9 protein-coding genes are annotated in these 5,386 nt (G+C 44.7%); all 9 read right to left on the bottom strand.

Features of this window, described 5'->3' with window-relative positions; translation table 11 throughout:
* Positions 1-493 (bottom strand): replication endonuclease (locus tag P406_RS30640; protein ID WP_211145842.1); only part of this gene is annotated, 493 nt, incomplete at its 3' end.
* Between the two features lie 63 nt (positions 494-556).
* Positions 557-1,543 (bottom strand): Minor spike protein, encoded by a 987-nt coding sequence (locus P406_RS30635; protein ID WP_000466547.1) that lies wholly within the window; start codon positions 1,541-1,543, stop codon positions 557-559.
* An 8-nt stretch (positions 1,544-1,551) separates the two neighbouring features.
* The gene (locus P406_RS30630) at positions 1,552-2,079 is read right to left on the bottom strand and encodes a hypothetical protein (RefSeq protein ID WP_000487867.1); all 528 of its coding nucleotides are present in this window, start codon (positions 2,077-2,079) and stop codon (positions 1,552-1,554) included.
* 110 nt (positions 2,080-2,189) lie between these two features.
* A complete protein-coding gene (locus tag P406_RS30625) occupies positions 2,190-3,473 on the bottom strand; it encodes a major capsid protein (RefSeq protein ID WP_000065572.1) in 1,284 nt (427 codons plus the stop codon).
* A gap of 36 nt (positions 3,474-3,509) precedes the next feature.
* The gene (locus P406_RS30620; protein WP_000033471.1) at positions 3,510-3,626 is read right to left on the bottom strand and encodes a phage DNA packaging protein J; all 117 of its coding nucleotides are present in this window, start codon (positions 3,624-3,626) and stop codon (positions 3,510-3,512) included.
* Positions 3,626-4,084: a scaffolding protein D gene (locus P406_RS30615; RefSeq protein ID WP_000084700.1), complete on the bottom strand. Its 459-nt coding sequence runs from the start codon at positions 4,082-4,084 to the stop codon at positions 3,626-3,628. The genes P406_RS30620 and P406_RS30615 overlap by 1 nt, the downstream gene beginning before the upstream one ends.
* Positions 4,081-4,320, bottom strand: coding sequence for a phage DNA packaging protein C (locus P406_RS30610; RefSeq protein WP_016670801.1), 240 nt, complete (start codon positions 4,318-4,320; stop codon positions 4,081-4,083). Before P406_RS30610 ends, P406_RS30615 begins: the two co-directional genes overlap by 4 nt.
* Entirely contained in the window at positions 4,253-4,405 is a 153-nt protein-coding gene (locus tag P406_RS30605) for a hypothetical protein (protein ID WP_435988044.1), read from the bottom strand. Before P406_RS30605 ends, P406_RS30610 begins: the two co-directional genes overlap by 68 nt.
* Positions 4,338-5,386 (bottom strand): replication endonuclease (locus P406_RS30600; protein WP_032211772.1); only part of this gene is annotated, 1,049 nt, incomplete at its 5' end. The genes P406_RS30600 and P406_RS30605, both read right to left, overlap by 68 nt.

Below are 5,386 nucleotides of genomic sequence, written 5' to 3'. Positions count from 1 at the left end.
AACACTCATCCTTAATACCTTTCTTTTTGGGGTAATTATACTCATCGCGAATATCCTTAAGAGGGCGTTCAGCAGCCAGCTTGCGGCAAAACTGCGTAACCGTCTTCTCGTTCTCTAAAAACCATTTTTCGTCCCCTTCGGGGCGGTGGTCTATAGTGTTATTAATATCAAGTTGGGGGAGCACATTGTAGCATTGTGCCAATTCATCCATTAACTTCTCAGTAACAGATACAAACTCATCACGAACGTCAGAAGCAGCCTTATGGCCGTCAACATACATATCACCATTATCGAACTCAACGCCCTGCATACGAAAAGACAGAATCTCTTCCAAGAGCTTGATGCGGTTATCCATCTGCTTATGGAAGCCAAGCATTGGGGATTGAGAAAGAGTAGAAATGCCACAAGCCTCAATAGCAGGTTTAAGAGCCTCGATACGCTCAAAGTCAAAATAATCAGCGTGACATTCAGAAGGGTAATAAGAACGAACCATAAAAAAGCCTCCAAGATTTGGAGGCATGAAAACATACAATTGGGAGGGTGTCAATCCTGACGGTTATTTCCTAGACAAATTAGAGCCAATACCATCAGCTTTACCGTCTTTCCAGAAATTGTTCCAAGTATCGGCAACAGCTTTATCAATACCATGAAAAATATCAACCACACCAGAAGCAGCATCAGTGACGACATTAGAAATATCCTTTGCAGTAGCGCCAATATGAGAAGAGCCATACCGCTGATTCTGCGTTTGCTGATGAACTAAGTCAACCTCAGCACTAACCTTGCGAGTCATTTCTTTGATTTGGTCATTGGTAAAATACTGACCAGCCGTTTGAGCTTGAGTAAGCATTTGGCGCATAATCTCGGAAACCTGCTGTTGCTTGGAAAGATTGGTGTTTTCCATAATAGACGCAACGCGAGCAGTAGACTCCTTCTGTTGATAAGCAAGCATCTCATTTTGTGCATATACCTGGTCTTTCGTATTCTGGCGTGAAGTCGCCGACTGAATGCCAGCAATCTCTTTTTGAGTCTCATTTTGCATCTCGGCAATCTCTTTCTGATTGTCCAGTTGCATTTTAGTAAGCTCTTTTTGATTCTCAAATCCGGCGTCAACCATACCAGCAGAGGAAGCATCAGCACCAGCACGCTCCCAAGCATTAAGCTCAGGAAATGCAGCAGCAAGATAATCACGAGTATCCTTTCCTTTATCAGCGGCAGACTTGCCACCAAGTCCAACCAAATCAAGCAACTTATCAGAAACGGCAGAAGTGCCAGCCTGCAACGTACCTTCAAGAAGTCCTTTACCAGCTTTAGCCATAGCACCAGAAACAAAACTAGGGACGGCCTCATCAGGGTTAGGAACATTAGAGCCTTGAATGGCAGATTTAATACCAGCATCACCCATGCCTACAGTATTGTTATCGGTAGCAAGCACATCACCTTGAATGCCACCGGAGGCGGCTTTTTGACCGCCTCCAAACAATTTAGACATGGCGCCACCAGCAAGAGCAGAAGCAATACCGCCAGCAATAGCACCAAACATAAATCACCTCACTTAAGTGGCTGGAGACAAATAATCTCTTTAATAACCTGATTCAGCGAAACCAATCCGCGGCATTTAGTAGCGGTAAAGTTAGACCAAACCATGAAACCAACATAAACATTATTGCCCGGCGTACGGGGAAGGACGTCAATAGTCACACAGTCCTTGACGGTATAATAACCACCATCATGGCGACCATCCAAAGGATAAACATCATAGGCAGTCGGGAGGGTAGTCGGAACCGAAGAAGACTCAAAGCGAACCAAACAGGCAAAAAATTTAGGGTCGGCATCAAAAGCAATATCAGCACCAACAGAAACAACCTGATTAGCGGCGTTGACAGATGTATCCATCTGAATGCAATGAAGAAAACCACCATTACCAGCATTAACCGTCAAACTATCAAAATATAACGTTGACGATGTAGCTTTAGGTGTCTGTAAAACAGGTGCCGAAGAAGCTGGAGTAACAGAAGTGAGAACCAGCTTATCAGAAAAAAAGTTTGAATTATGGCGAGAAATAAAAGTCTGAAACATGATTAAACTCCTAAGCAGAAAACCTACCGCGCTTCGCTTGGTCAACCCCTCAGCGGCAAAAATTAAAATTTTTACCGCTTCGGCGTTATAACCTCACACTCAATCTTTTATCACGAAGTCATGATTGAATCGCGAGTGGTCGGCAGATTGCGATAAACGGTCACATTAAATTTAACCTGACTATTCCACTGCAACAACTGAACGGACTGGAAACACTGGTCATAATCATGGTGGCGAATAAGTACGCGTTCTTGCAAATCACCAGAAGGCGGTTCCTGAATGAATGGGAAGCCTTCAAGAAGGTGATAAGCAGGAGAAACATACGAAGGCGCATAACGATACCACTGACCCTCAGCAATCTTAAACTTCTTAGACGAATCACCAGAACGGAAAACATCCTTCATAGAAATTTCACGCGGCGGCAAGTTGCCATACAAAACAGGGTCGCCAGCAATATCGGTATAAGTCAAAGCACCTTTAGCGTTAAGGTACTGAATCTCTTTAGTCGCAGTAGGCGGAAAACGAACAAGCGCAAGAGTAAACATAGTGCCATGCTCAGGAACAAAGAAACGCGGCACAGAATGTTTATAGGTCTGTTGAACACGACCAGAAAACTGGCCTAACGACGTTTGGTCAGTTCCATCAACATCATAGCCAGATGCCCAGAGATTAGAGCGCATGACAAGTAAAGGACGGTTGTCAGCGTCATAAGAGGTTTTACCTCCAAATGAAGAAATAACATCATGGTAACGCTGCATGAAGTAATCACGTTCTTGGTCAGTATGCAAATTAGCATAAGCAGCTTGCAGACCCATAATGTCAATAGATGTGGTAGAAGTCGTCATTTGGCGAGAAAGCTCAGTCTCAGGAGGAAGCGGAGCAGTCCAAATGTTTTTGAGATGGCAGCAACGGAAACCATAACGAGCATCATCTTGATTAAGCTCATTAGGGTTAGCCTCGGTACGGTCAGGCATCCACGGCGCTTTAAAATAGTTGTTATAGATATTCAAATAACCCTGAAACAAATGCTTAGGGATTTTATTGGTATCAGGGTTAATCGTGCCAAGAAAAGCGGCATGGTCAATATAACCAGTAGTGTTAACAGTCGGGAGAGGAGTGGCATTAACACCATCCTTCATGAACTTAATCCACTGTTCACCATAAACGTGACGATGAGGGACATAAAAAGTAAAAATGTCTACAGTAGAGTCAATAGCAAGGCCACGACGCAATGGAGAAAGACGGAGAGCGCCAACGGCGTCCATCTCGAAGGAGTCGCCAGCGATAACCGGAGTAGTTGAAATGGTAATAAGACGACCAATCTGACCAGCAAGGAAGCCAAGATGGGAAAGGTCATGCGGCATACGCTCGGCGCCAGTTTGAATATTAGACATAATTTATCCTCAAGTAAGGGGCCGAAGCCCCTGCAATTAAAATTGTTGACCACCTACATACCAAAGACGAGCGCCTTTACGCTTGCCTTTAGTACCTCGCAACGGCTGCGGACGACCAGGGCGAGCGCCAGAACGTTTTTTACCTTTAGACATTACATCACTCCTTCTGCACGTAATTTTTGACGCACGTTTTCTTCTGCGTCAGTAAGAACGTCAGTGTTTCCTGCGCGTACACGCAAGGTAAACGCGAACAATTCAGCGGCTTTAACCGGACGCTCGACGCCATTAATAATGTTTTCCGTAAATTCAGCGCCTTCCATGATGAGACAGGCCGTTTGAATGTTGACGGGATGAACATAATAAGCAATGACGGCAGCAATAAACTCAACAGGAGCAGGAAAGCGAGGGTATCCTACAAAGTCCAGCGTACCATAAACGCAAGCCTCAACGCAGCGACGAGCACGAGAGCGGTCAGTAGCAATCCAAACTTTGTTACTCGTCAGAAAATCGAAATCATCTTCGGTTAAATCCAAAACGGCAGAAGCCTGAATGAGCTTAATAGAGGCCAAAGCGGTCTGGAAACGTACGGATTGTTCAGTAACTTGACTCATGATTTCTTACCTATTAGTGGTTGAACAGCATCGGACTCAGATAGTAATCCACGCTCTTTTAAAATGTCAACAAGAGAATCTCTACCATGAACAAAATGTGACTCATATCTAAACCAGTCCTTGACGAACGTGCCAAGCATATTAAGCCACTTCTCCTCATCCAACGCGTCAGTTTTTGACAGAATCGTTAGTTGATGGCGAAAGGTCGCAAAGTAAGAGCTTCTCGAGCTGCGCAAGGATAGGTCGAATTTTCTCATTTTCCGCCAGCAGTCCACTTCGATTTAATTCGTAAACAAGCAGTAGTAATTCCTGCTTTATCAAGATAATTTTTCGACTCATCAGAAATATCCGAAAGTGTTAACTTCTGCGTCATGGAAGCGATAAAACTCTGCAGGTTGGATACGCCAATCATTTTTATCGAAGCGCGCATAAATTTGAGCAGATTTGTCGTCACAGGTTGCGCCGCCAAAACGTCGGCTACAGTAACTTTTCCCAGCCTCAATCTCATCTCTCTTTTTGCGTTCTGCTTCAATATCTGGTTGAACGGCGTCGCGTCGTAACCCAGCTTGGTAAGTTGGATTAAGCACTCCGTGGACAGATTTGTCATTGTGAGCATTTTCATCCCGAAGTTGCGGCTCATTCTGATTCTGAACAGCTTCTTGGGAAGTAGCGACAGCTTGGTTTTTAGTGAGTTGTTCCATTCTTTAGCTCCTAGACCTTTAGCAGCAAGGTCCATATCTGACTTTTTGTTAACGTATTTAGCCACATAGAAACCAACAGCCATATAACTGGTAGCTTTAAGCGGCTCACCTTTAGCATCAACAGGCCACAACCAACCAGAACGTGAAAAAGCGTCCTGCGTGTAGCGAACTGCGATGGGCATACTGTAACCATAAGGCCACGTATTTTGCAAGCTATTTAACTGGCGGCGATTGCGTACCCGACGACCAAAATTAGGGTCAACGCTACCTGTAGGAAGTGTCCGCATAAAGTGCACCGCATGGAAATGAAGACGGCCATTAGCTGTACCATACTCAGGCACACAAAAATACTGATAGCAGTCGGCGTGTGAATCATTAGCCTTGCGACCCTCGGCAGCAAGAACCATACGACCAATATCACGAAAATAGTCACGCAAAGCATTGGGATTATCATAAAACGCCTCTAATCGGTCGTCAGCCAACGTGAGAGTGTCAAAAACGATAAACCAACCATCAGCATGAGCCTGTCGCATTGCATTCATCAAACGCTGAATAGCAAAGCCTCTACGCGATTTCATAGTGGAGGCCTCCAGCAATCTTG

The sequence above is a fragment of the Pseudomonas syringae pv. coryli str. NCPPB 4273 genome (assembly GCF_000972175.1).
GTDB classification, from domain to species: domain Bacteria; phylum Pseudomonadota; class Gammaproteobacteria; order Pseudomonadales; family Pseudomonadaceae; genus Aquipseudomonas; species Aquipseudomonas syringae.
The sequence above is the reverse complement of the archived record's forward strand: the minus strand, read 5'-3'. Positions and strand labels throughout refer to the sequence as shown.

What these genes read in the sequence shown, in the direction of transcription:
- P406_RS30635 (WP_000466547.1), bottom strand. Translation starts at nt 1,543, where the DNA reads ATGTTTGGTGCTATTGCTGGCGGTATTGCTTCTGCTCTTGCTGGTGGC.
- P406_RS30630 (WP_000487867.1), bottom strand. Translation starts at nt 2,079, where the DNA reads ATGTTTCAGACTTTTATTTCTCGCCATAATTCAAACTTTTTTTCTGAT.
- P406_RS30625 (WP_000065572.1), bottom strand. Translation starts at nt 3,473, where the DNA reads ATGTCTAATATTCAAACTGGCGCCGAGCGTATGCCGCATGACCTTTCC.
- P406_RS30620 (WP_000033471.1), bottom strand. Translation starts at nt 3,626, where the DNA reads ATGTCTAAAGGTAAAAAACGTTCTGGCGCTCGCCCTGGTCGTCCGCAG.
- P406_RS30615 (WP_000084700.1), bottom strand. Translation starts at nt 4,084, where the DNA reads ATGAGTCAAGTTACTGAACAATCCGTACGTTTCCAGACCGCTTTGGCC.